The 23,916-nt window shown below is 67.9% G+C and carries 23 protein-coding genes; 9 read left to right on the top strand and 14 right to left on the bottom strand.

Annotated features, from left to right (window positions below; all coding sequences use genetic code 11):
* The first annotated feature begins 189 nt into the window (after nt 1–189).
* The 3 genes from ACPCUW_RS20815 (at nt 190) to ACPCUW_RS20805 (ending at nt 2,369) form a co-directional block, all read left to right on the top strand.
* Complete coding sequence (locus ACPCUW_RS20815; protein WP_082856930.1) at nt 190–753, top strand: hypothetical protein; 564 nt, start codon at nt 190–192, stop codon at nt 751–753.
* Between the two features lie 86 nt (nt 754–839).
* The gene (locus ACPCUW_RS20810) at nt 840–1,364 is read left to right on the top strand and encodes a DUF402 domain-containing protein (protein WP_423426520.1); all 525 of its coding nucleotides are present in this window, start codon (nt 840–842) and stop codon (nt 1,362–1,364) included.
* Between the two features lie 42 nt (nt 1,365–1,406).
* On the top strand, nt 1,407–2,369 hold the full coding sequence (locus ACPCUW_RS20805; protein WP_423426518.1) for an aldo/keto reductase: 963 nt from the start codon (nt 1,407–1,409) through the stop codon (nt 2,367–2,369).
* Nucleotides 2,370–2,392: 23 nt separating this feature from the next.
* Here the strand turns inward: ACPCUW_RS20805 and coaE are convergent, their stop codons facing one another.
* Complete coding sequence (coaE, locus tag ACPCUW_RS20800; protein WP_423426516.1) at nt 2,393–3,589, bottom strand: dephospho-CoA kinase; 1,197 nt, start codon at nt 3,587–3,589, stop codon at nt 2,393–2,395.
* Nucleotides 3,590–3,880: 291 nt separating this feature from the next.
* On the opposite strand from coaE, the gene ACPCUW_RS20795 reads away from it, so the two are divergent.
* The gene (locus ACPCUW_RS20795; protein ID WP_146098606.1) at nt 3,881–4,087 is read left to right on the top strand and encodes a hypothetical protein; all 207 of its coding nucleotides are present in this window, start codon (nt 3,881–3,883) and stop codon (nt 4,085–4,087) included.
* Nucleotides 4,088–4,141: 54 nt separating this feature from the next.
* Here ACPCUW_RS20795 and ACPCUW_RS20790 read toward each other — a convergent pair whose 3' ends face one another.
* Nucleotides 4,142–5,671, bottom strand: a complete 1,530-nt coding sequence (locus tag ACPCUW_RS20790) for a phospholipase C (protein WP_064904694.1) — start codon at nt 5,669–5,671, stop codon at nt 4,142–4,144.
* 221 nt (nt 5,672–5,892) lie between these two features.
* The gene (rpsA, locus tag ACPCUW_RS20785; RefSeq protein WP_030514605.1) at nt 5,893–7,365 is read right to left on the bottom strand and encodes a 30S ribosomal protein S1; all 1,473 of its coding nucleotides are present in this window, start codon (nt 7,363–7,365) and stop codon (nt 5,893–5,895) included.
* Between the two features lie 473 nt (nt 7,366–7,838).
* Between rpsA and ACPCUW_RS20780 the strand changes: the two genes are divergently transcribed.
* Nucleotides 7,839–8,720 (top strand): class I SAM-dependent methyltransferase, encoded by an 882-nt coding sequence (locus tag ACPCUW_RS20780; RefSeq protein WP_063013037.1) that lies wholly within the window; start codon nt 7,839–7,841, stop codon nt 8,718–8,720.
* Here ACPCUW_RS20780 and ACPCUW_RS20775 read toward each other — a convergent pair.
* The 4 genes from ACPCUW_RS20775 to ACPCUW_RS20760 form a co-directional block, all read right to left on the bottom strand.
* A complete protein-coding gene (locus ACPCUW_RS20775; protein ID WP_305779695.1) occupies nt 8,695–9,504 on the bottom strand; it encodes a hypothetical protein in 810 nt (269 codons plus the stop codon). The two genes, ACPCUW_RS20780 and ACPCUW_RS20775, sit on opposite strands and share 26 nt — an antisense overlap.
* Before the next feature lie 109 nt (nt 9,505–9,613).
* Nucleotides 9,614–9,793 carry a hypothetical protein gene (locus tag ACPCUW_RS20770; protein WP_030514608.1) on the bottom strand — a complete coding sequence of 60 codons (180 nt, stop codon included), beginning with the start codon at nt 9,791–9,793 and terminating at the stop codon, nt 9,614–9,616.
* The gene (locus tag ACPCUW_RS20765) at nt 9,793–10,731 is read right to left on the bottom strand and encodes an SPFH domain-containing protein (RefSeq protein ID WP_064904635.1); all 939 of its coding nucleotides are present in this window, start codon (nt 10,729–10,731) and stop codon (nt 9,793–9,795) included. The genes ACPCUW_RS20770 and ACPCUW_RS20765 overlap by 1 nt, the downstream gene beginning before the upstream one ends.
* Nucleotides 10,732–10,814: 83 nt before the next feature.
* Nucleotides 10,815–12,179, bottom strand: coding sequence for an FAD-binding oxidoreductase (locus tag ACPCUW_RS20760; RefSeq protein ID WP_423426514.1), 1,365 nt, complete (start codon nt 12,177–12,179; stop codon nt 10,815–10,817).
* A 71-nt stretch (nt 12,180–12,250) separates the two neighbouring features.
* On the opposite strand from ACPCUW_RS20760, the gene ACPCUW_RS20755 reads away from it, so the two are divergent.
* Complete coding sequence (locus ACPCUW_RS20755) at nt 12,251–13,162, top strand: LysR family transcriptional regulator (protein ID WP_423426512.1); 912 nt, start codon at nt 12,251–12,253, stop codon at nt 13,160–13,162.
* A 179-nt stretch (nt 13,163–13,341) separates the two neighbouring features.
* Nucleotides 13,342–14,184 carry an oxidoreductase gene (locus tag ACPCUW_RS20750; RefSeq protein WP_305779698.1) on the top strand — a complete coding sequence of 281 codons (843 nt, stop codon included), beginning with the start codon at nt 13,342–13,344 and terminating at the stop codon, nt 14,182–14,184.
* A 14-nt stretch (nt 14,185–14,198) separates the two neighbouring features.
* On the opposite strand, the gene ACPCUW_RS20745 is transcribed toward ACPCUW_RS20750, so the two are convergent.
* From ACPCUW_RS20745 to ACPCUW_RS20730, 4 genes are all read right to left on the bottom strand, one after another.
* On the bottom strand, nt 14,199–14,987 hold the full coding sequence (locus tag ACPCUW_RS20745) for an amino acid ABC transporter ATP-binding protein (RefSeq protein WP_423426509.1): 789 nt from the start codon (nt 14,985–14,987) through the stop codon (nt 14,199–14,201).
* A complete protein-coding gene (locus tag ACPCUW_RS20740; RefSeq protein WP_063013085.1) occupies nt 14,984–15,934 on the bottom strand; it encodes an amino acid ABC transporter permease in 951 nt (316 codons plus the stop codon). The genes ACPCUW_RS20745 and ACPCUW_RS20740 overlap by 4 nt, the downstream gene beginning before the upstream one ends.
* Nucleotides 15,935–15,940: 6 nt before the next feature.
* Nucleotides 15,941–16,849, bottom strand: coding sequence for an ABC transporter substrate-binding protein (locus tag ACPCUW_RS20735; RefSeq protein ID WP_423426507.1), 909 nt, complete (start codon nt 16,847–16,849; stop codon nt 15,941–15,943).
* A gap of 152 nt (nt 16,850–17,001) precedes the next feature.
* Complete coding sequence (locus ACPCUW_RS20730) at nt 17,002–18,093, bottom strand: isocitrate/isopropylmalate dehydrogenase family protein (protein ID WP_423426505.1); 1,092 nt, start codon at nt 18,091–18,093, stop codon at nt 17,002–17,004.
* Between the two features lie 173 nt (nt 18,094–18,266).
* Between ACPCUW_RS20730 and ACPCUW_RS20725 the strand changes: the two genes are divergently transcribed.
* Both ACPCUW_RS20725 and trxA read left to right on the top strand, forming a co-directional pair.
* Complete coding sequence (locus tag ACPCUW_RS20725) at nt 18,267–18,776, top strand: 2'-5' RNA ligase family protein (protein ID WP_423426504.1); 510 nt, start codon at nt 18,267–18,269, stop codon at nt 18,774–18,776.
* Between the two features lie 76 nt (nt 18,777–18,852).
* Nucleotides 18,853–19,218, top strand: coding sequence for a thioredoxin (trxA, locus tag ACPCUW_RS20720; RefSeq protein WP_030514619.1), 366 nt, complete (start codon nt 18,853–18,855; stop codon nt 19,216–19,218).
* 89 nt (nt 19,219–19,307) lie between these two features.
* On the opposite strand, the gene ACPCUW_RS20715 is transcribed toward trxA, so the two are convergent.
* From ACPCUW_RS20715 to polA, 3 genes are all read right to left on the bottom strand, one after another.
* Nucleotides 19,308–19,736 (bottom strand): alpha-isopropylmalate synthase regulatory domain-containing protein, encoded by a 429-nt coding sequence (locus ACPCUW_RS20715; RefSeq protein ID WP_063013019.1) that lies wholly within the window; start codon nt 19,734–19,736, stop codon nt 19,308–19,310.
* Between the two features lie 405 nt (nt 19,737–20,141).
* Nucleotides 20,142–20,786: a class I SAM-dependent methyltransferase gene (locus ACPCUW_RS20710; RefSeq protein ID WP_423426502.1), complete on the bottom strand. Its 645-nt coding sequence runs from the start codon at nt 20,784–20,786 to the stop codon at nt 20,142–20,144.
* Nucleotides 20,787–20,924: 138 nt separating this feature from the next.
* Entirely contained in the window at nt 20,925–23,705 is a 2,781-nt protein-coding gene (polA, locus tag ACPCUW_RS20705; protein WP_423426500.1) for a DNA polymerase I, read from the bottom strand.
* Nucleotides 23,706–23,916: the final 211 nt, after the last annotated feature.

The following is a 23,916-nucleotide window of genomic DNA, read 5'->3' as shown; positions in this document are numbered from 1 at the left end:
AAGCCGCGTCGATGATCACGGCACGGCCGAATCAGCCGAATTCCGTGTCGTTTTCACCCCGCCGGAGGGGGTTGCCCGGGTGTACGCTGATCCGGTCGGAAGTCGAGAAGGGCAAGTGTTATGGCCGGTTTCCTCGCTGAACGTGTCACCCGGACTCTGCGCACTGCCGCGCCCAATGGAGTCAGCCCAATGCCGTCGAATCGCAACATTCCGGGCCGAAAAGCACCGATTCCGGTGCCACCATCGGGTACGGCACACAGACCGCACGTCGAATATTTCGATATCGCCGATCTCACCAGAACCGATTCCCGCGGTTTCGTCCATTCGGTCGACAGTTATCACGCCGAGCCGTGGGGGCTGTATCTGGTCCGGGCCGCCGATACCCCGCCCTACCGCTACACCGAGACCTGGCTGCTGCCCAGGCAGTCGATCCGCGTCACCATGCATCACATCAACGCGGCACACGATCGCGATCCGATCTATCACATCTATATCGGCAACTTCGCCAAGATCGAGCCGAAGCGCTGGCGGGCCGAGTACCACTACATCGACATCGTCGCCCGCAACGGCCACGTCTGCGAACTGCACGGGGTCGACGAACTGTTCGCCGCGCACGCGGCCGGCCACGTATCGGCCGAGACCGCTCAGCGCGCGTTCGAGCAGGCCACCGCGGTCGTCGACGGTATCGCCTCGCACGATCACAACTTCGAACGCTGGCTCACCACCCAGGGCATCGCCCTGCACTGGCTGTAACCGCGTCACCGCCCGCTCGCGTCGATGATCATCCGGATCGCGGCGCGAGCGGGCGTTTTGCGGGCCCGCGGCGGTAGATTCGGGGCATGACGCAGGGGCATGTGGTCAATCTGCATCGGCCGAAGATCGAATACTTCGACCTCGCCGGGTCCACCAACACCGATCCGAAGGGCTTCGTGCGGCCGGTGGAAACCTATCGGACCGAACCGTGGGGGCTCTACATGGCCCGCACCGCCGATCATCCGGAATTCCACTACCTCGAATCCTGGCTGCTGCCGGAGCTGTCGCTGCGCGCCACCATCTTCCACTTCCGCCCCACCCACCGGCGCGACCAGGACTTCTACCTCGATATCGGCGATTTCGAGGCGGCGGGACCGCAGATGTGGAAGTCGGTCGACCACTACCTCGACATCGTGGTCCGCACCGGTCGCGAGGCGATTCTGCTCGACGTCGACGAGCTCCTGGCCGCTCACGCCGCCGGATATCTGAGCGCGTCGCAGGCGCAGCAGGCGGTCGAGGCCGCCACCCGGGCGATCGACGGAATCGCCTCGCACGGTTACGATTTCGAGTCCTGGCTGCGCTCGCGAGGTATCGAGATCGGCTGGCGGTAACGGGCCGGGCCGAGCTACGCAACCTCGAGAACAAGGAGAGCTATGGGTGAGCCGTCTTCGCTGCGCCGGGTCGGGAACTCGGGGCTCGCGGTGTCGGTCGTCGGACTGGGCACCAACAATTTCGGGATGAAGCTCGATCTCGAGCAGAGCAGGGCGGTGCTGCACGCCGCGCTCGACCACGGCATCAACCTGATCGATACCGCCGACTCCTACGGGGAATCGGAGCGGCGAATCGGCGAGATCCTGCAGGGCACACGCGACGACGTCGTCATCGCGACCAAGTTCGGCAGCGACGTGCGCCGCCTCGGCGGGGACAACGGCGAGGACTGGGGCGCGCGTGGCTCACGCCGCTATATTCGCCGGGCGGTCGAGCAGTCACTACGCCGGCTGCGCACGGACTGGATCGATCTCTATCAACTCCATCGCCCCGATCCGGCGACACCGATCGAGGAGACGCTGTCGGCGCTGGACGATCTCGTCCACGAGGGCAAGATCCGATACCTGGGTCATTCCAACTTCACCGGCTGGCAGACCGCGGACGCCGAGTGGACCGCACGCACGCGCCGTCTCGAGCGATTCATCAGCGCGCAGAACGAGTACAGCCTGCTGCGGCGTGGGATCGAGGCCGATCTGGTGCCGGCGCTCGAGCACTACGGGATCGGACTGCTCCCCTACTTCCCCTTGGCGAGCGGTCTGCTCACCGGGAAGTACAAGCGCGGCGTGCCCGCGCCCGAAGGCAGCAGGATCCAGGCGTGGGGCCGGGAATCCGCACTCACGGACGCGGCTTTCGACATCGTGGAACAGCTGGAGGACTTCGCGGCGCAGCGTTCGATCACCGTGCTCGACGTCGCCATCGGCGGTCTCGCCGCGCAACCCGCGGTGAGTTCGGTGATCGCCGGCGCCACCTCGCCCGAACAGGTCGAGGCCAATGTCCGGGCCGGGCGGTGGCATCCGACCGCCGAGGACCTCGCGGAGATCGACCGGATCACCTCCGTATCGCGCTGACCGCGGTACCGGTGGTGCCTGTATCAGGCGCGAGGAACTCGCTCGTAGATCTTGTCGAACCAGGGTTCCTTCACCGACAGGTAGGCCTCGACGGCCTCGTCGCCCACCTTGCCCGCTGCCTCTGCCTCCCCGCGGCGCTTGATCTCCGCATACTCGGTACGGGCGTCGGCGTCGGCGCGCAGCCAGTCGCGGAAGTCCAACGCGAAGCGCTGCCCCGGCGAACCGTCAACGCGCACATGGATATTGGCGAGCCGCCCGGGGTCGGCATTGCCGTGCAGACGTTTCGCCCACAGTTCGGCATCGGTGCCCGCGGGATCCTGCGGCGTCGGTGTGGGGTTGTCGCCGGTGACCGAGTCGACCAGGGGAAAACCGGCGAGTGCCAATCGGTCTCGCAGTGCGTCGGCCGTCGCGAGGTCGGCGACCGTGATCTGGATGTCGATCACATCCTTGGCCGCCAGCCCCGGCACGGCGGTGGAACCGATGTGATCGATGCGGCGCGCATCGCCACCGCAGGCCAGCCACAGCCGGCCGATCAACCGCTGCGCCTGCGCCGGCCACTGCGGATCCGGCTCGACCAGCCGCACCGCGCCGGTCGAGCGCGCCGGGGTCCGGGTGCGCGCATTGTGTTCGAACGGCACCAGGCGCTGCTCCCACAGCGCCCGCACCTGCGGCGCCAGCGCCTCGGCGTCGGAGTTGTTGTCCAGCAGGACATCCGCGGCCGCCCGCCGCTGGTCGTCACTGGCCTGTGCCTTGATCCGCGCCAGCGCGTCCGCTCGGCTCACGCCGCGGAACTGCTCGAGCCGGTGCACGCGCGTCTGTTCGTCGGCCATCACCACCACGACGAGATTCATCATCGCGCCGAGATTGTTCTCGACCAGGAGCGGAACGTCCTGCACCACAATCGCGTCCGCCGGCGCGGCGGCGATCAGCTCGGTCGTACGCCGGCCGACCAGCGGATGGGTGATCGAGTTCAGCGTCGTGCGCGACTGCTCGTCGGCGAAGGCGACCGCCGCGAGCGCGGGGCGGTTCAAACTGCCGTCCTCGGCCAGGATTTCCGGGCCGAACGCCGCGACGAGCGCGGCGAGGCCCTCGGTGCCGGGTTCGACGACCTCGCGGGCGATGGCGTCGCTGTCGACCAGAACAGCCCCGTGTTCCACCAGCAGCCGCGCCACCGTCGACTTACCCGCTCCCATGCCTCCGGTGAGACCGATACGCAACATTTCCCCAGTCTCGCATCCCACCACCGCGGTCCGCGCCCGCACCCCGGCCGCTAGGCGATAGGGCCGATTACCCACCGCGTGAATACTTTTCACCTCGACCACGCGGTATTACCCATTCCGTGACGCCGGTGATATCAATTCGCAACTTTTTCCGCCCGATACCGACCTGGGGTCGGCAACTTTCCGACACGCCGGGCTCGAAGTCACGCAAAATCCGCAACCCCACACTTTTGTTCCGCTACTGTTTCGCCGCGGGCGATCCAGGCCATCCGAGCTAGCGAAGGAAGATCATTGGGCACCACAAACATCCAGTCGGGTCGCCACCGGCTGGGTATGGCAGGCACCGTGCACTGCATTCGGATTCCCGCCGTTGCGGCAGCACTGGCCGAACATCGCCGTTCGTGGTTGACCGCCCTGCTCAGCCCGGCGCGGCACAGCTTCGCGGCCATGCGCAGCCGGGGCGGGGTCACCCGCTGGATTCCCGCCACGGCGAGCTGACCAGTACATCGAACGTTCGGCGGCCCACCGCGGATTCGGTGGGCCGCCCGTTTTTCACACCAAGCCGCTCGGGGTCCGGCGCGAGCCCGGTTCCTGGCTCGGCATCGCATTCGGCGGCACCGGATAGGGAATTCCCTTACCCTCGGTACCGAGCGCGATATTCGGCCCACATTGCGCGAGTGCGGCATCCGATTTCGGTTTCGGATCGCTAATTCGCGGCGGCACGGAATCGGGCGTCGAACCGAAATCGAATGCCGAGGTCATATCGCCGGTGACGCTGCGCCGCCAGGCGGTCACATTCGGCACCTCCACGCCGAAACGACGTTCCAGCAAACGCAATTGCGAGGTGTGGTCGAAGGTCTGCGAGGCGACCAGCCCGCCGCGTGAATACGGGGAGATGACGAAGCACGGGACGCGGTAACCCAACCCGATCGGACCGGCGACCCCCTTGGCCGCCGGCACCCTGCCGAGATCCACCGTCAAGTACTCCCCCGGTGTGCCGGGCGGCGGGGTCGGCGGGGTGACGTGATCGAAGAAGCCGCCGTTCTCGTCGTAGCTCACGATGAGCGCGGTCTTCTCCCACACCTTCGGATTGGAGGTGAGGATGTCGAGCACCTGCATGATGCCCACGGCGCCCAACGCGGGTGGCAGCGCGGGATGTTCGCAGTTGAACAGCGGCGGGATCACCCACGACACCGAGGGAAGCCGGTCGGCGGCCACGTCCGCGGCGAAGTCCTGCGGATACACCGGGGCCTTGCCGCGCTTGGCGAGTTCGGAATTCGGGTCCGCGGCCTGTGTGAAGCAACCCATCATGCCGTCGAGGATCACCGACGAGATCGGTCCGACATCGCGATTGTTGTAGATCTTCCAGTCGACACCGGCCTCCGAGAGGTTCTCCGGATAGGTGCGCCAGCTGTAGACGTTCTGCGGGATCAGCGTCGGCGTCTCCACCATCGGCCCGCCGGCCAGACCGTCGGGGTCGATGGTGGCGGAGATCCAGTACAGCCGGTTCGGGTCGGTCGGGCCGAGCACCGAGCAGTGGTAGTGGTCGCAGAGGGTGAACGCATCGGCCAGCTCGTGGTGAACCGGAATATCGGCGCGGGTGTAATACCCCATGGCCGCCGGACCGTTGGCAGCGCCGACGCCGGCCACCGACATCGGCATCCAGCGGTCGTTGCGGCCGCCGTTCCACGCCTCGTGCATTCCGGCCCAGGAATGATCGGGATCGTTGATGCACTCACCGTCGAGGGTCGCGCCACGGGTGGTGTCGAGCCGGAACGGGACGATGAACCCGTCGGCGGTGGGCCCGACGCCGGGCGCATAGCCGTACTGCTTCCACGCCGGCGAGGGGTCGTCGAAACCCCTTACACCGGACAGGGTTCCGAAGTAGTGGTCGAACGAGCGGTTCTCCTGCATGAGCAGGACGAAATGCTCGATATCGCCGAGCCCGCCCATCCCCGCCGGGTCGGCCGCGTGTGCGCGCTCGATGATCGGATTCGCCCAGGCGGCCAGGGCCCCCGCTCCACCGGCCGCCATGGCCTTCGCCAGAAAATCACGCCTGTTGATGCCGTCGAACAGACCCATGCCGGTGCCGAGACCTTCCGCGTCGGTGAAATGAACAGTGCCGGTTGACAGGACAGTGCCGGCCGACAAGACCGTGCCGGCTGACAGAGGACAGTGGCAGATCCTCGCCGAGAATAATGGACCGGCGGCATCGACGCGGTGACGAGGGGCTGAACGAGTAGCCCGGAGATGGGCGAAGGCCCCGGTCCGATGGACCGGGGCCTTCGTTTCAGCTCAGCGAATTACGCGTTGCCGGACAGCTTCTCACGCAGCGCGGCGAGCTGCGCGTCGCTGGCCAGCGAACCGCCGGCCGACTCCGACGAGGAGCTGGAGGACGAGCTCTGCGCGCCGCTCTCGGAGGAGTAGTTACCGGAGGCACCACCGTTGGCGGCCTCGGCGGCGGCGTCGGCCGCCATCTTCTCCATCTGAGCGGTGTGCATCTTGTGGCGACGCTCGGCCTCGGCGTAACGGCCTTCCCACTCTTCCCGCTGCTTGTCGAAGCCCTCGAGCCATTCGTTGGTCTCGGGGTCGAAGCCCTCGGGGAAGATGTAGTTGCCCTGCTCGTCGTAGCTGTCGGCCATGCCGTACTTCGACGGGTCGAACTCGGCGTGGTAGTCCTCGTTCGCCTGCTTCAGCGACAGCGAGATCCGGCGACGCTCCAGGTCGATGTCGATGACCTTGACCATCGCATCGTCGCCCACGGCGACAACCTGGTCCGGCACCTCGACGTGGCGCTCGGCCAGCTCGGAGATGTGCACCAGGCCCTCGATGCCCTCTTCGACGCGCACGAACGCACCGAACGGAACCAGCTTGGTGACCTTTCCGGGCACGATCTGGCCGATGGCGTGGGTGCGGGCGAACTGGCGCCACGGGTCTTCCTGGGTGGCCTTGAGCGACAGCGAAACGCGCTCGCGGTCCAGGTCGACGTCGAGAACCTCGACGGTGACCTCCATGCCGACCTCGACAACCTCGGACGGGTGGTCGATGTGCTTCCAGGACAGCTCGGAGACGTGCACCAGACCGTCGACGCCGCCGAGATCGACGAACGCACCGAAGTTGACGATCGAGGACACGACGCCCTTGCGGACCTGGCCCTTCTGCAGCTGGTGCAGGAACTCGCTGCGAACCTCCGACTGGGTCTGCTCCAGCCAGGCGCGGCGGGACAGCACCACGTTGTTGCGGTTCTTGTCCAGCTCGATGATCTTGGCCTCGATCTCCTTGCCGACGTACGGCTGCAGATCGCGGACGCGGCGCATCTCGACCAGAGAGGCCGGGAGGAAGCCACGCAGGCCGATGTCCAGGATCAGACCACCCTTGACGACCTCGATGACGGTGCCCTTGACGGCCTCGTCCTTCTCCTTGAGCTCCTCGATGGTGCCCCACGCCCGCTCGTACTGAGCCCGCTTCTTCGACAGGATCAGGCGGCCTTCCTTGTCCTCCTTGGTGAGAACGAGGGCCTCGACCTCATCGCCCACGGAAACGACCTCGGCCGGGTCGACATCGTGCTTGATGGACAGTTCGCGGGAAGGGATGACGCCTTCGGTCTTGTAACCGATGTCGAGCAGAACCTCGTCGCGGTCGACCTTGACGATCGTGCCTTCGACGATATCTCCGTCGTTGAAGTACTTGATCGTCTTGTCGATGGCGGCGAGGAAGTCCTCGGCGGAGCCGATGTCGTTGACGGCTACCTGCGGCGAGGTGACGGTGGTGGGCATATGTTGGGTTGCTCCGGACGGATTGTGGTCGGTAGTGGACATTGGAACTCTCGGTTTTGCTGTGAAGTCACAGCGGTGGAACTACGTTGACGGCCATGCACAGCACATCGCTGCGACACAGCACAACGCTGTACTCACTGCAGAAACTCACAGCACCGGCTGCGAAATCACAGCCCGCGGGCGACTTCCGAAATCCGTAACCCCTGCGCCCGGTACCGAGCGCTACAGTACCGACAGCGGCTACGCAAATGCCGAAGACACTCGCGGGAAACAGCGTACGCGACGTGAGTTACGCCAAGCAAACACGGGCCCCCGCCCGCACCATGATCATACGGCCGGCACCGAACACCGTTCCCGCACAGTGTGGTACCCGTCACGGCGGAGACGTAAGCACCCCGGTCGCGCCCGGGCCGGCCGGATCGGAGACGGCGTCCGCAGGGGCGCGGACCGGGCCGTGCCATACGCTGCGAACCATGTCCGACGACCCGCATCCGGCCCTCCTCGACGACGAGCGCCACGCCCAGGCCAATGCCCTGCTCGGCACCGCGCGGGTGACCCGCGCGACCGTCGGGTCGGCGGTCAGCGAACGCGCCAACCGGCGCTGGTGGGATGCCGATGCCGCGCAGTACCACGAGACGCACGCCGATTTCCTGGGCGTCGACTCCGAGGCCGGAGAATTCGTCTGGTGCCCGGAGGGGTTGCACGAGGGCGACTGGCATCTGCTGGGCGAGGTCGCCGGGCGGCGCGTCCTGGAGATCGGCTGCGGATCGGCGCCGTGCTCGCGCTGGCTGGCCGCCCAGGGCGCGCATCCGGTCGGACTGGATCTGTCGCGGGCGATGCTCGACCGCGGACTCGCGGCCATGGCGCGCGGCGGACCGCGGGTGCCGCTGGTGCAGGCCGGTGCCGAGGCGCTGCCGTTCGCGGACGAATCGTTCGATCTGGCCTGTTCGGCGTTCGGCGCGGTCCCGTTCGTCGCCGATGCCGCCCGGGTGATGCGGGAGGTGGCCCGGGTGCTGCGGCCGGGCGGGCGCTGGGTGTTCTCGGTCAATCACCCGATGCGGTGGATCTTCCCCGACGATCCGGGCCCGGACGGACTGCGCGCCACGATCCCCTACTTCGACCGCACGCCCTACGTCGAGGTCGACGCCGACGACGAACCGATCTACGTCGAACATCACCGCACGATCGGCGATCGGGTCCGCGACATCGTCGGCGCGGGCCTGATCCTGCTCGACATCGTCGAACCCGAATGGCCGGAGTGGCTCGAGCGCGAATGGGGTCAGTGGAGCCCGTTGCGCGGTGAGATCTTCCCCGGCACAGCCATTTTCGTTACCGAGAAGCCGTCGCGGCATTAGCCCGCGCGGCCCGCGGCAGCGGCGGCGCCACCGTCGCCTTGCCGTCGGACACCGAGTTCTGCGCGGGAATGGGCGTGGTCTTGCCCGGATCGGGTTTGGCCACCGGCGCGCCGGGCGCGGCGGCGGACTCCGCCTTACCGGTCGGCGGTGTCTTACCGGTCGGCGCCGCCTTACCGCTCGACGCCTCCGCGCCGGCCGGACCCGCGAACGGCGGCAGGGCCGCGAACCGCGGGTCGATACGTGCGGTCCGGCTGACGTGGGTGATCCAGCGCCGCGCGCGGGTCAGCGGATGGTCCGGGAACTGCGGATCCCAGCGCGCGTCGTCGGCGATGTTGTAGGGCAGCTTGCCCTTGACCTCGGGCGCGTACGGATGCGGCGGGAACATGTTCGCGAAGCCGACCTTCGGCACGACCGCGGCCTCCCGGACGCCGGAGCGGCCGGTTTCGGGACACATGATCTTCACGATCGCGCTGCATCCGGCCTTGGGCACGACGATTCCGGCGGTGAAGCCCAGTCCGGACGCCGGATCGGCCAGCGGGAACTTCTCCAGGCGCAGCAGGGCCGGCTGGGAATCCACGGTGATGGCATGTGCCTCGATCAGGCAGCCGAACTCGGCCTGCAGTTCGGTGAGGCGGCGGCGCAATGTGTCGATGTCGGCCAGCGGGGCGGGTAAGTCCGGTACCAGATCGATATAGCTCAGCGTGATGATGTCACGGGTGGCCGGATTCCCCCACGTGGTCTGGTCAAGCTGCTGCAGTCCCCCGGTTTCGAACACGATTGGCACGCAACCAAGCTACCCATCTGTGACCTTTTCGCACTTCCTGGGGCGTTTTGTGTTCAAGGCGTGACCACCTGGTAATAAATATCGGACGAAACGGGTGTCAGGTTTGTTTTCATTCGGGGGTCTCCCCGGACCGCCGCGGGGAGCGCCCCACCTGATCGAGCGCCATCCGCAGAGCGAACTCGATCTGAGCGTTGATGCTGCGCAGGTCGTCGGCCGCCCACTTGGCTATCGCCTCGTGGACGGCCGGATCGAGCCGGACGAGCACCTTCTTGGGCTCGCGCTTGGCCATCAGGAGTAGAGCGTTCCGGTGTTGACGACGGGCTGGGCGGATCGATCACCGCACAGCACCACCAGCAGATTCGACACCATCGAGGCCCGCCGTTCCTCGTCCAGGTCGACCATTCCCTCCTCGGTCAGCCGTTGCAGCGCCATGCCCACCATGCCGACCGCACCCTCGACGATGCGGCTGCGCGCGGCCACCACCTGTGCGGCCTGCTGGCGGACCAGCATCGACTGGGCGATCTCCGGCGCGTACGCCAGGTGCGTGATCCGCGCTTCGAGAATCTCGATACCCGCGAGCGCGGTACGTTCGCGCAGTTCGGTGGTCAGTTCCTCGGCGACCTCGGCGCCGTTGCGCAGACTGGTCGGGGCCGGGTCGTCGGCGCCCGCGAGAGCGGGCGTCATCGCCACGGCCGCGGGCACCACGTCCGGGGCGGCGTCGTAGGGGTGCACCGTGGCCAGGTGCCGGACCGCGGCCTCGGACTGGGTCTGCACGTACTCCTCGTAGTCGTCGACGGCGAAGGCGGACTTGAAGCTGTCCACGACCCGGTAGACCACCACGGCCGCGATCTCCACCGGATTGCCGTCGAAATCGTTGACCTTCAACTTCTGCGTCTCGAAATTACGGACCCGCAGCGAGATTCGCCGTTTGGTGGTCAGCGGGAGGGCCCAGAAGAAGCCGGCGTCGGCGACCGATCCGACGTAGCGGCCGAAGAACTGCAGCACCTTGGCCTCGTTCGGGCCGACCGTGGTGAGCCCGGTCAGCAGGATCACCGCGACCGCGAAGATCACGTATCCCGCGGCCGCGCCGATCGCCGCACCGGCGCCCCCGCCCGAACCGGCGGCGCTGGAGGCGGCGACCCCGCCGATCAGTCCGGCGGTGCCGACCACCAGCAGCACCAACAGCATCAAGAACCCGTTCAGCCGGAAGGCCGGACGCAGCGACATGACATCCTCCCAATATTGAAGTGATATCACGACGATAGCGCAGAGATATCCCGGACGCCAGGGGTCCAATCGGCGGACTCCGCTCAGGCGGGCCGGATGTTGCGGTTGAAACGGAACAGGTTGGCCGGGTCGTACTCGGACTTCAGCGCCCGCAACCGCGCATAGGTCCGCGCCGAGTACCCGGCCCGGGTCTGGTTCTCATCGGCCCACCCTCCGGCGCCGTAGAGGAAGTTCAGGTTGTGGCCGATCGTCCACGGCGCCAACGTCTTCGCGACCAGATCGTGGTAGCCCCGCGGATCCGGGCCGTCCGAGTTCGGCATCGTGATGACGCGCGCGTTGTATTCGGCCTCCCGGTGATCCATCGCGATCCCCGCCGGACCCGGGCGGCGCAGCGCTCCCCCGAGATGCCGGAAGCCCGCCACCGCCGCGACCGGCGCCTCGGGGCCGGTGACATCGAGGAAGGCCGAGGCCGCGTCCGCGGTCAGATCCGCCAGCAGCGCGTTGGTCGCGGTATAGGCGTGCGGGAAATTCGGGTCGCGGTAGATGCCGTGGGTGTCGATGTAGGGCATCGTTCGCAGGTCGTCGGCGATCCGGGCGCCCACCTCGCGCAGTGGCCGGACCAGCCGCTCACCGTCGGCGGCCGACCCGGTGAAGGCGATGTTGACGGTGGCCAGATAGCGCCCGCGCAGCGGTTCCGGAATCGCCGCGACATCGGGCATCGTCATCATGGTGATCGCCGAGGTCATCTCCTCGGGGACCTCGGCGGTCCACTGCCGCCACGCCTCGAGGGCGGGTTCCACCAGCGGGGTGTCGAAGGTGAGCTTTCCGCCGTAGACCTCGGCGATCGGGAACAGTTCGATTTCCATGCCGGTGACCACACCGAAGTTGCCGCCCGAACCCAGTGCGGCGCTGAACAATTCGTCGCCCGGGGTGAGGCGGCGCAACCGGCCGTCTGCCGTCACCAGTTCCAGGACGCGGACCCGGTCGGCGGCGTAGCCGAAGGTGCGCGCCAGAATGCCGAGCCCGCCGCCCAGGTGATAACCGATCACGCCGACCGAGGGCGAGGAACCGTTCAGCGGCGCCAGACCGTGCGCGACCGCCGCGGCGATCAGCGCCTCGGCCTGCACGCCGGCGGCCACCCAGGCGGTGCGGGCGCCCGGATCGACGCGCACCCGGGTCATCCGGCGCGTACTGATCAGCACACCACCGTCGGCCGGCACCGAGAGCCCGTGCCCCGTCGCTTGCACGGCAACGGGCAGCCGGTGCCGGGCGGCGAATTCCACGGCCGCGCGCACATCCTCGGCGTGGAGCGCACCGACGACCAGATCGGGCCGGTGCGTATACGCGGTCTGGAAGCCGGAGACCTCGGCGTCGTAGCCGTCGTCACCCGGACGGAATACCGGGCCGGTGACAGTGGGCAGTTCGGCGGGGAAGTTCGAGTTCGTCATGTCCTGAACTCTGCCGCCGGGCAGATGAGAAGTAAAACAGATAGTTCTTCTCGATACTAGAATCGGTAGTTATGGAACTGCGGCAGCTGCGCTACTTCGTCACCGTCGCCGAGGAGGCCAATTTCACCCGGGCGGCCCAGCGGCTGCACCTGGCCCAGCCCGGTCTCTCGGCGCAGATCCGGCAGCTGGAACGGGAATTGGGTCAGCCGCTGCTCGACCGGTCGGGACGCACCGTGACACTGACCGCCGCCGGCGCCGCCGTGCTGCCGCACGCGCGGGCGGCATTGGCAGCGGCACAACAGGTTTCCTTCACCGTCGACGAGTTCACCGGATTGTTGCGAGGGCAGGTTCGCATCGGCCTGATCTCCGGGGCGGCGACCGAGGAGTTCGACGTCGCAACGGTCCTGTCGGCCTTCCACCGCGATCATCCGCAGGTCGGCATCACCCTCACCGAGGACACCACCGACCGCATGCTCGCCGCGTTGACGCACGGCGAACTCGATATCGCCCTGGTCGGGCTGACCGGTGAGAAACTCGACGAACGCCTCGCCGCCGACGTCGTCTTCGAGACGCGCCTGGCCGCTGCCGTGGCGCGCGACGACCACGCGTTCGGCTCCCGGATAGCACTGGACGAGTTGCGCGAGCACTCCCTGATCTGCCTGCCACGAGGCACCGGAATCCGCGGCGTGCTCGAACGTTGCTGTGCCGCTGCCGGATTCACTCCGATGATCGAGTTCGAGGCCGCCGCGCCGCCGCTGCTCGTTCAACTGGCCGCCGGAGGACTGGGTATCGCCGTGGTACCGGCCCTCGGTGCCGCCCACGCCGAGGCCGCGGGAGTCCGGATGATCGAGATCACCGACCCCGAGATGTACGGACAGCTCGCCCTGGTCTGGCGGTCGGATCGGCCGGCGGCACCGGCCGCGAAGGTACTGCTCGGGCAGTTGCGGATCGCGCTGGGCCCCCGAAGGACAGCGCGCCGATGAAGAGGCAGGGGCCACCATGCGCGGCTCCCGTCGCCCAGTCCGGCGGACGGATCGGACCATCCCGATCGGCGCAGGACGGGTTTGGCGAGCGGGAACGCGGTGGGCGAAAGGCCTTGGACTTCACCACTGGGGACAGACAAAGATTTCTCTCGTACCCCGAACTACCGAGGAGAGTTTCCGTGAGCACAGGCAAGGTCTGGCTGATCACCGGCGCCAGTAGCGGTTTCGGCCGCGCGATCGCCCAGAACGCGATCGATGCCGGCGATATCGTCGTCGCGGTCGCCCGCCGCACCGCCGCGCTGGACGATCTGGTCGCCGCCCACCCCGATCGCATCGAGGCCGTCGCCCTCGATGTCACCGACACCGCCCGCGTCGACGCGGTCGTCACCGATGTGATCGCCCGGTACGGCCGCATCGACGTGCTGGTCAACAATGCCGGACGCACCCAGGTCGGCGCGGTGGAGGAAACCACCGACCGGGAGTTGCGGGACCTGTTCGACCTGCACGTCTTCGGTCCCGCCGCGCTCACCCGCGCCGTCCTGCCGCAGATGCGCGCCCAGGGCAGCGGGGCGATCGTCATGATGAGCAGTGTGGGCGGCCAGATGTCGTTCGCCGGCTTCTCCGCCTACAGCGCAACCAAATTCGCGCTGGAAGGGTTGTCGGAGGCGCTGGCCGACGAGGTGGCGCCGTTCGGCATCCGGGTGCTCGTCGTGGAGCCGGGCGCCTTCCGCACCGGCCTGTTCGGTTCCGGCGCAGCCTATTTCAGCGCCGAATCCGATGTCTACGCCGACACCGCGGGCAAGACCCGCCGCATGATCGAGGGCGGCGACGGCACCCAGCCCGGCGACCCGGTCAAGGCCGCAGCCGCCATCCGCGCCGCACTCGAGGCTGAGCGCACCCCGTTGCGGCTGCCGCTGGGCAGCGATTCGGTCGACACGCTGCTCGGACACCTCGACTCCGTGCGCGCCGAGATCCGCGAATGGGAAAAGGTCTCGCGCGCAACGGCGTTCGACGAGAACTGAGCCTCGATCGCGTTCTACAGTATGCGGGACAGGAAGGCCTGGGTTCGCTCGTGTTGCGGATTCGCCAGCACCTCGCGCGGATCTCCGGCCTCCACCACCACGCCCCCGTCCATGAACACCAGCTGGTCGGCGACCTCGCGAGCGAATCCCATTTCGTGCGTGACGACCACCATCGTCATGCCCGATTGCGCCAATTCGCGCATGACCGTGAGGACTTCGCCGACCAGCTCGGGATCCAGGGCCGAGGTGGGCTCGTCGAACAGCATCAGCTTCGGATCCATCGCCAGGGCGCGGGCGATCGCGACCCGCTGCTGCTGGCCGCCCGACAGCTGCGCCGGATAGGCATCGGCCTTGTCCGCCAAGCCGACTCGATCGAGAAGTTCCCGCGCCCGGGCGACCGCCTTGGCGCGGGAGAGCTTCTTCACATGGATCGGCGCCTCGATGACATTCGCCAGCGCGGTGCGATGGGGAAACAGATTGAAGTGCTGGAACACCATGCCGACGTCGCGGCGCTGGCGAGCCGACTCCCGCGGACGCAGTTCGTAGAGTTTGCCCCCGCGCTCGCGATAGCCGACCAGATCGCCGTCGACGTAGAGGCGCCCGGCGTTCACCCGTTCCAAATGGTTGATGCAACGCAGAAAGGTCGATTTGCCGGATCCGGACGGGCCGATCAGGCACATCACCTGCCCGCGCGCGACCTCGAGCGACACTCCCTGCAACACCTGCAACGCACCGAAGTTCTTGCATACCCGCTCGGCCCGGATCATCGGAACATCGGCCGGGGCCGCCAAGGCGCTGCTCATTTGCCGACCTCCGTCGTCTGCTGGGTGGTGGCCAGTGCGCGCAGCTGCCGGCCGGTCAACTGCCGCGTCACCCCGCGCGAGTAGTACCGCTCGAGATAGAACTGGCCGACCATCAGCACACTGGTGATCGCCAGATACCAGGTCGCGCTGACCAGCAGCAGCGGAATCGGCTGGAAGTTGATGCCGTAGATATCGCGGGCGCGGCCGTACAGATCGGTGGTCAGCGGGATCGCGGTGACCAGTGAGGTGGTCTTCAACATGGAGATCAGCTCGTTGCCGGTGGGCGGGATGATCACCCGCATCGCCTGCGGCAGCACCGTGCGCCGCATGGTCTGTCCCCACGACATGCCGAGCGCCACCGACGCCTCGCGCTGCCCCTCACCCACCGAATTGACTCCGGCACGCACGATCTCGGCCATGTAGGCGGCCTCGTTCAGGCCCAGGCCGATCATGGCGAAGATGAACGGCTGCGACCAGTCCTGCACATCCCACTGCACGAAACTGGGCCCGCCGAACGGGATTCCGAGCTGAATCGATTTGTACAGCGCCGGGAAGAGGCCCCAGAAGACGAGTTGGATGTATACCGGGGTGCCGCGGAAGATCCACAGATACACCCACGACACCGACCGCAGCACCGGATTCGGCGACAGCCGCATCACCGCGAGGATCACGCCGAGAATCACGCCGATCGCCATCGCCAGCACGGTCAGTTCGAGAGTGACCACCGCCCCCTCGGAAATCCGCCGATCGAACAGATACTTCCAGTAGGTGTCCCAGCGATAGGCCGGGTTGGTGGCGGCGCCGTAGACGAACAGCCCGAGCAGGATCAGCAGGATCGCCGCGGCGATCCAGCGCCCGGGCCGCCGCAGCGGTACGGCCTCGATCGGCTCCGGCATGGACGCCTCGGGCGGCCCGGCCTGCGAGACGGCGGGGGGTTGCGCGGACATGTGCACTCAGCCTTTCGCACCGTTGATGACCGAGGTGGTGATCGCACCGGCCTCCACGCCCCAGTTCTCGGCGATGGTGCGGTAGACGCCGGAATCGATCAGATGCTGCAGCGCCGCTTGCAGTACCGGGGCCAGCGGCGAACCCTTCGGTACCGGCCAGCCGTAGGGTTCGGCCTCGAAGACCGGGCCCGCAGCCTCGATGGTGTCGGGATTGCGCTTGATCGCATACGCGGTGACCGGGGAATCGGCGGACATGGCGTCGACCTGGCCGAGGACCAGGGCGGTGGCGGCCGCACTCTGTTCGTCGTAGGACATCTTGTGGATCTCGGGCTTGCCGGCATCGGCGCAGGCCTTCGATTTCGCGGGGATCTCGTCGATGTCCTCGGTCGTGGTGCGCTGCACCGCGACCTTCTTGCCGCAGGCGTCGTTCGGATCGATCGGACGGCCCTTGCGCTGTGCCCACTGAATGCCGGCGGAGAAGTAGTCGACGAAGTCGACGGTCTTCTCCCGCGTCAGGTTGTCGGTGAACGACGACATTCCCACGTCGACGGTGCCGGCCTCGATCGCGGGGATGATCTTCTCGAAGTCGGCTTCCTGGTAGTCGGCGCGCACACCGAGCACAGCGGTGACCGCATCCATCAGATCGACGTCGAATCCGATGATCTGTCCGGTGTGCGGGTCCCGGTACTCGTTGGGCTGGTACGGCACGTTCACACCGACCACGAGCCGTCCCGCCCGCGCGATCTTCGGCGGCAGCTGCGCGGCGATCGATTCGACCTTCGTCACCGGCACCTTGGGCACCTTGGGCGATTCGTCCTCGGTGTTGTCCGCGCATCCCGCTGCCAGCACCGCCGCACCGACGATCACGCACGCGGCTCGCAGGATGTACCCGCGGGCGCCGAGTCGAACTGACACGCGGCCCTCCGTATTCGCGCGACCCGCCACCGTGAGCGGGTCGCCGTGTAGCAATGCAGCCATTCGAAAATCTAGGCGATCGGCACGAGATGCGCCGGTCGGTTACCGAAGGTTAATGCGCGCCACGACCGGCGGCAGGGGTACACGCCGATTCACCGGCGATGCACGCGAGCCCGGACCTGCTCGGTGAATTCACTGGTCGAGGCCAGTCCGCCGAGGTCGGCGGTGGCGATACCGGCCGCCAGGGTCGCCGCCACCGCGCGCTCGATCCGGTCGGCGGCGCCCAGCAGCGCCGGATCGCCGTCGCGGGTGCCCAGCCAGCGCAACAGCATTGCGGCCGACAGTTGCAGTGCGCCCGGATTCGCCCGGTTGCGCCCCGCCAGCGTCGGAGCCGCGCCGTGCACCGCCTGAGCCATCGCCTTGTCGTCCGAGCAGTTCAGCGAGGCCGCCAAGCCCAGTGACCCGGCGAGTTCCCCCGCGAGGTCGGAGAGGATGTCGCCGAACAGGTTCTCGGTCACCAGCACGTCGTAGTCACCGGGCGCGCGAACCAGGTGGGCCGCGGCGGCGTCGACGTGTTCGTCGTCGACCTCGATTCCGGAATATCCCGCGGCCACCTCCGCGCAGACCTCGCGGAACAGTCCCATCGTCATCGGCAGCACATTCGCCTTGTGCACGATCGTCAACCGGCCGCGCCGCGCTGCCGCGAGCGTGCAGGCCTGATGCGCGATGCGTTCACAGGCGGCCCGGGTGATCACGGCCACGGCCATCGCCACATCGGCGGTGGGCCGGAATTCGCCCGAACCGGCGAACATGTTGCGGTCGGCGTAGAAGCCCTCGCTGTTCTCGCGCACGATCACCAGATCGATGTCCTTCGCCGCCGCCCGCACGCCCGGAAAGGCCCGGGCCGGGCGGATATTCGCGTACAGGCCGAAGCGTTTGCGGATCGCCCCGCCCGGCGGGGCCCCGATGCGGTGATGCGGCGCGTAGGAGGCGTTGTCGTGCGGACCGAGGATCCAGGCATCGAGATCGGCGAGGACCGACAGCGTGGTCTCCGGCAGCGGTTCCCCGCATTCGGCGATGGCCGCATGCCCGATCGGCAGCTCGACCCATTCCGGCGTCGCCGCACCGGCCGCGGTGAGAGCCTCGTCCACCACGGCCCGGGTCGCCCGCACCACCTCCGGCCCGATGCCGTCGCCCTCGATCAGCCCGAGCCGCACCACCCGCCGCGCATCCACCGCGCTCACTCCTCTACTCGCACCACCCCGTCCCGGCCGGTCCGTGGCCCGGCACACCGGCTCACCCTATTGGGTGCCGGGTCACCGAGCCGACCGCGGGCCCGGCCTGCCCGGCAACTCACGTAATCGGCGCACCGGGCCCGTCCCGCGCGCGTAAGTTGGCCTGAACCATGGTGCAGTCGGTGGAACTGGTACTCGACGAGGCGGCGGAGGCCGAGGTCCGCCGGCAGTGGGGTGCGCTGGCCACGGCCGGAATGCACAGTCCCACACCGGAACACCGGCCGCACATCACCGTCGCGGTCGCCCGCGAGATCTGGCCCCGGATGGACAAGACGCTGGCCGCCCTGCCGTTCCGGCCGCTCCCGATCCGACTGGGCGGGCTGCTGATATTCGGCGCCCGCCATCCGATTCTGGTACGGCTGGTGGTGCCCACCGAGGACCTGCTGACGATGCAACGGCGCATCGCGGCGGTCGTCGACGCGTGCCCCGGCGTTCCGGCGAACATGTGCCCGGACGCGTGGACCCCGCACATCACGCTGGCACGGCGGCTGAAACCGGAGCACTGGCCCGCGGCGATCGACGCGGTGGCCGCCGAGCGGGATTTTGCGGCTACCGTGGTGGGTATTCGGCGGTGGGACGGTGATCGGCGGATCGAGTGGCCGATCGCCCCAGGGGGTGGGGTCCACGGTTGAGCCGCGGACGCCGGCCGCGCGGAAGATATGCCCAACGTCCCGCGTTGCACCGCATACAACGACACGAGAGGAAGTCATGGCCACCCAGACCCTGACCGCGCAGAACTTCGACGAGATTGTGACCGGAAACGACGTCGTCCTCGTCGATTTCTGGGCCGATTGGTGCGGGCCCTGCAAGGCGTTCGCGCCCACCTTCGAGGCATCCTCGGAACAGCATCCCGATGTCGTCCACGGCAAGGTCGACACCGAGGCCGAGCAGAGCCTCGCCGCCGCTGCCAACATCCGCTCCATCCCCACGATCATGGCCTTCCGCGAGGGTGTCCTGGTCTTCGCGCAGCCCGGCGCACTGCCGCCGGCCGCGCTGGAAGATCTGGTCTCCCAGGTGAAGGCGCTCGATATGGAAGAGGTGCGCAAGCAGCTCGCCGAACAGCAGCAGGGCTGACCCGCACGAACCGGTGCCGCATCCCGATTCTTCACGAAAGGGGATGCGGCACTGTGGTTTTCGCGTGTCGGCTCGGTTGCCGAACCGGCTCAGTTCCCGAGTTTGTTGATGCCGGCGATCATGGCCCGAACGGTCGACTCCGGCCCGTCTCCGGCGAGCGCGGCGCCCCAGCCTCGGCGGCCGTTGCATTCGCACTGCACGAAGGTGGCCGTGCCGGCGCCGGTACGCCGCTGGTGGAACTGCAGAATCTCCACCGGGTAGCCCTCGTCGTAGAGCGCCGAGGTCAGCGCGGCGACCGGGCTGCCCGCGGACACCACGGTCCGCGCATGTCCGGCCAGTTCGATGGTCGCGGTGTAGGTCGCCCGCTGTTCGGCCCGCGCCCAGTCGCTGAGCTTGACCGGGCCGGTGTGCGCGCAGTAGCGGTCGTAGAACTCCGCGGGCGTCAGGTCGGCGGATTCGGCGCGCAGCCCCTTGGGCGCGGCCGCGATGAAGGCATGTGTATCGATAGTGATCGTCATTGGACTAGGTCTTCCCGAAGCTTTGTCGTTGGTCGGATGACAGAGGGGACCAGCGCAAACACTTGTAACGGCCGCAGCGAGGGGGCCGGTCCGAATCAGCTCCCGCTACGGCGAGGTACTACGAGAAGTCGCGCCGCAGCCACCATCGCGGTAAGCGGAAGGAGCACCACGCGGTCGCGGTCGGCGACGTTGCGCGCGGCGCTGTGGCTTGCGGCGGGATTCGGCACGGCTTCGAGAATATGGACTCACCGCGTCGATGGCAACAATATTGCGGCGGAACCAACGAGTAACTTCGTCACATTTTCGAGTGAACGGCATCCCAACGGACAGTGCCGTGGTGAACGCCGCATTCATGCAGGCCACAGCGGGTGCACAGGATGCGCCCCGGACATGGTCGGCGTGTCGTCACCGAGTTTGCCCGGGTTTGTCCCACCGCAACAGATAGCGCCAGAACACCAGCCGCCGCACGCGCGCGCCCGGCAGGATGCCGCCCGCCCGGCGCGCGACCTCGCGCGTGGTCAGTGGCGGATCGAGCACGACCGGCATCACCGCATGCGTGGGTTGGTGCGCGTACCAGGCGCCGCGGCCCGTGGCACGCAGCATCGCGAACGTCGCACCGAAGAGGCGATGGCCGAGTACGCCCGCGATCTCCGCGGGCAGTTCACGCAGCGGATCGGCCCGCGGCAGCGCGATCACCGCGAGCACCCCGCCCGGCCGCAGCGTGTGCGCGAGCCGCGGCAGCACCCGTTCCAGGGGCAGGTGATGGAGCGTGGTGAGCGACACGACGGCGTCGTAGGCGGCTTCCGGCAGCGGGTACTCGAGAATGTCGGCTCGGGTGCATTCGACGTTGCCCGGGACGACATCGCGGGCCGCCTCGATCATCTCCGGCGAGCGGTCCACCGCGTCGACCCGGTCGGCACGCCGCGCCAGCTCGACCGCCAAAGCGCCTGCCCCGCAACCGACTTCGAGGATCCGCTCACAGCGCCGCGGCAGCTGCCGCAGCAGCGTCCGGTGGTAGAAGGCGTTGTGATCCCAATCCACTGCACCCATCGCGCCACCCTACGATGCGGCCGGTCGACCGCGCGCCGACCGCCCGGGAGCGATTTCCGGCACCGTGCGCGGCACATCCCCGTCTGTGGCTCCATACGCCGCGCGAGACCGGGCCGGCCGGAGCCTTCGGCGCCCCGGTCAGTGGGCGGCCGAGTCCCAGCTGCGGCCGACGCCGACGGAGACCTCGAGCGGTACCGAAAGGTCGATGGCGCTCGACATCTGTTCGCGGGCAAGCGATTCCAGCGCCTCCCGCTCACCGGACGCGACTTCGAAGACGAGTTCGTCGTGGATCTGCAGCAGCATGCGCGAACGTAGCCCGGCCTCGGCGATGGCGGCCTGGGTGTTGATCATCGCGACCTTGATGATGTCGGCGGCGGTGCCCTGGATGGGCGCGTTGAGCGCCATCCGCTCGGCGGCCTCGCGGCGCTGGCGATTGCTGGAATCCAGATCGGGCAGGTAGCGGCGGCGGCCGAACAGCGTCTCGGTGTAGCCCACCTTGCGCGCCTGATCCACGGCGTCGCGCAGGTAGTCGCGAATCGCGCCGAAGCGGGAGAAGTAGACCTCCATCTGCGCCTTCGCCTCTTCGGCGCTGATCCGCAGCTGCTGCGAGAGTCCGTAGGCGGACAGGCCGTAGGCCAGACCGTAGGACATCGCCTTGATGCGGCGGCGCATCTCCGGGTGCACGTCGGCGATCGGGATGTCGAACGCCTTGGACGCGACGAAGCTGTGCAGGTCCTCGCCGGAGTTGAACGCCTCGATCAGCCCCGCGTCCTTGGACAGGTGCGCCATGATCCGCATCTCGATCTGGCTGTAGTCCGCCGTCATCAGCGACTCGTAGCCGGGGCCGACGACGAAGGTGTCGCGGATGCGCCGGCCGGTGTCGGTGCGGATCGGGATGTTCTGGAGATTGGGCTCGGTCGAGGACAACCGGCCGGTGGCGGCGATGGTCTGGTTGAACGTGGTGTGGATGCGGCCGTCGTCGGCCACCGACTTCAGCAACCCGTCCACGGTGACCTTGAGGCGGGTGGCGTCGCGGTGCGCGAGCAGATGTTCGAGGAAGGGATGCTGGGTCTTCTCGAACAGCGACTCGAGCGCGTCGGCATCGGTGGTGTAACCGGTCTTGGTCCGCTTCGTCTTGGGCATATCCAGTTTGTCGAACAGCACCACCTGCAGCTGCTTCGGCGAACCGAGGTTGATCTGCTCACCGATCACCTCGTAGGCCGCCTCCGCGGCCGAGGCCACCCGGTCGGCGAATTCGCGCTGCAACTCGTCCAGTTTGTCGCAGTCGACAGCGATGCCGGCGTGCTCGAGTTCGGCCAGCACGCCCAGTAGCGGCAGTTCCATCTCGGTGAGCAGCGGCACGGATTCGATGCGGTCGAGTTCGGCATCGAACGCCTCGGCCAGATCTACCACCGCGCGGGCGCGCAGGATCTCGGCCTGGGCCAGTTCGGTGTCGACCTGGTCTTCGTCGTCGAGCAGCGACAGCTGGGCGTCCTCGGCGGCTTCGACCCGCAACTCCCGCGACAGGTACCGCAGCGACAGATCGTCGAGGTTGAAGGTGCGCTGCCCGGGGCGGACCAGATAGGCCGCGAGCGCGGTATCGCTGGTGAGCCCCGCCAGCCGCCAGCCGCGCCCGCGCAGAGCGTGGATGGCGGCCTTGGCCTCGTGCACCGCCTTCGGGGTGCCGGCGTCGGCGAGCCAGCGGCCGAGGGCGAGCTCGTCCTCCGGGGTCAGCGCGACCACGTCGAAGTAGCCACCCTCCCCGTCGGCGGCGGCGATCGCGATCGCCTTCACATCCCCCTGTACGGGCGTGGTCGTGCCCACGATCGACACACCGTGGCGCACACCGGCTTTCGCGTGTTCGGTGAGCCAGTCGGCGACGGCGCCGGGCGCGACCGGACCGCCGCTGATCTCGAAACCGCTCTCGGCCTCCGGCTCCGGCGGCGCCAGCGTCTCGAACAGCCGGTCCCGCAGCACCCGGAATTCGAGATCGTCGAACAGGCGGTGGATCTTGTCGCGGTCCCACGGCTGCTGCGCCAGCTGCTCCGGGGTGTACGGCAGCGGAACATCCTTGACCATCTCGGTGAGCTGCCGGTTGAGCACCACACTGGACAGGTTCGCGCGCAGGGCGTCGCCGACCTTGCCGCGCACCTCGTCGACCCGCTCGACCAGGGTGGGCAGATCGCCGAATTCGCGAATCCACTTGGTGGCGGTCTTCTCCCCCACACCCGGGATGCCGGGCAGGTTGTCGCTCGGGTCGCCGCGCAGGGCCGCGAAATCCGGGTACTGGGCGGGGGTCAGGCCGTACTTCTCCTCGACCGCCTCCGGCGTGAAACGGGTGAGTTCGGAGACGCCCTTCTTCGGGTACAGCACAGTGACGTCGGGGTTGACCAGCTGCAGCGAATCCCGGTCGCCGGTGACGATGAGCACCCGGAAGCCTTGCGGCACAGCCTGAGTCGCGAGGGTGGCGATGATGTCGTCGGCCTCGTAGCCTTCGATGGCCATCACCGGGATGCCGAGCGCGCCCAGCACCTCCTGGGTGATCTCCACCTGACCGCGGAATTCGTCGGGGGTGGTGATGCGGTTGGCCTTGTACTCCGGATAGGCCTCGACCCGGAAGGTCTTCCGGCTGACGTCGAACGCGGCCGCCACATGGGTGGGCCGTTCGTCGCGCAGCAGGTTGATCAGCATGGCGGTGAAGCCGTAGACGGCGTTGGTGGTCTGCCCGGTGACGGTTTTGAAGTTCTCCGCCGGTAGCGCGTAGAAGGCGCGGTAGGCCAGGGAATGGCCGTCCAGCAACAACAGCGTGGGCCGCTCGCCGGGAGCACCCGGCGCCGTACTGCCGGCTTTCGGCGCGGCCGCTGCGGCGGTGGTGGACGACACACTGCCCTGACGCTGATCGGTGGAGGCTGGAGTCACGGCACAGAGTCTAGGGATATCCACCGACATCCCCGGCCACCGGGCACGGACCGACATGTGTCGCGTTCGAATTCGCACACGCGGATACGGTGCCCGCTTTCACGCCGGCCACATCCGCCCCACCGGACCGACAGCGAGGCGTGCACAAGCTCGCCGATGTCCGCGGTTTTCCCGCGTCGGTGCCGGAGTTCACCCGAGGAGCTCACCCGAA

The sequence above is a fragment of the Nocardia sp. AB354 genome (genome assembly GCF_049538315.1).
In the GTDB taxonomy this organism is placed as follows: Bacteria; Actinomycetota; Actinomycetes; order Mycobacteriales; family Mycobacteriaceae; genus Nocardia; species Nocardia nova.
This window is presented reverse-complemented; position numbering and strand designations above follow the sequence as displayed.

Excerpts from the sequence above, each read along its gene's own strand:
- ACPCUW_RS20770 (WP_030514608.1), bottom strand. The coding sequence starts at position 9,793 with ATGGCCAAGCGCGAGCCCAAGAAGGTGCTCGTCCGGCTCGATCCGGCC.
- coaE (WP_423426516.1), bottom strand. The coding sequence starts at position 3,589 with ATGTTGCGTATCGGTCTCACCGGAGGCATGGGAGCGGGTAAGTCGACG.
- ACPCUW_RS20815 (WP_082856930.1), top strand. The coding sequence starts at position 190 with ATGCCGTCGAATCGCAACATTCCGGGCCGAAAAGCACCGATTCCGGTG.
- ACPCUW_RS20740 (WP_063013085.1), bottom strand. The coding sequence starts at position 15,934 with ATGTCCGCGCAACCCCCCGCCGTCTCGCAGGCCGGGCCGCCCGAGGCG.
- ACPCUW_RS20790 (WP_064904694.1), bottom strand. The coding sequence starts at position 5,671 with ATGGGTCTGTTCGACGGCATCAACAGGCGTGATTTTCTGGCGAAGGCC.
- ACPCUW_RS20715 (WP_063013019.1), bottom strand. The coding sequence starts at position 19,736 with ATGACGATCACTATCGATACACATGCCTTCATCGCGGCCGCGCCCAAG.
- ACPCUW_RS20810 (WP_423426520.1), top strand. The coding sequence starts at position 840 with ATGACGCAGGGGCATGTGGTCAATCTGCATCGGCCGAAGATCGAATAC.
- ACPCUW_RS20755 (WP_423426512.1), top strand. The coding sequence starts at position 12,251 with ATGGAACTGCGGCAGCTGCGCTACTTCGTCACCGTCGCCGAGGAGGCC.
- rpsA (WP_030514605.1), bottom strand. The coding sequence starts at position 7,365 with ATGCCCACCACCGTCACCTCGCCGCAGGTAGCCGTCAACGACATCGGC.
- ACPCUW_RS20780 (WP_063013037.1), top strand. The coding sequence starts at position 7,839 with ATGTCCGACGACCCGCATCCGGCCCTCCTCGACGACGAGCGCCACGCC.
- ACPCUW_RS20765 (WP_064904635.1), bottom strand. The coding sequence starts at position 10,731 with ATGTCGCTGCGTCCGGCCTTCCGGCTGAACGGGTTCTTGATGCTGTTG.
- ACPCUW_RS20760 (WP_423426514.1), bottom strand. The coding sequence starts at position 12,179 with ATGACGAACTCGAACTTCCCCGCCGAACTGCCCACTGTCACCGGCCCG.
- trxA (WP_030514619.1), top strand. The coding sequence starts at position 18,853 with ATGGCCACCCAGACCCTGACCGCGCAGAACTTCGACGAGATTGTGACC.
- ACPCUW_RS20745 (WP_423426509.1), bottom strand. The coding sequence starts at position 14,987 with ATGAGCAGCGCCTTGGCGGCCCCGGCCGATGTTCCGATGATCCGGGCC.
- ACPCUW_RS20805 (WP_423426518.1), top strand. The coding sequence starts at position 1,407 with ATGGGTGAGCCGTCTTCGCTGCGCCGGGTCGGGAACTCGGGGCTCGCG.
- ACPCUW_RS20710 (WP_423426502.1), bottom strand. The coding sequence starts at position 20,786 with ATGGGTGCAGTGGATTGGGATCACAACGCCTTCTACCACCGGACGCTG.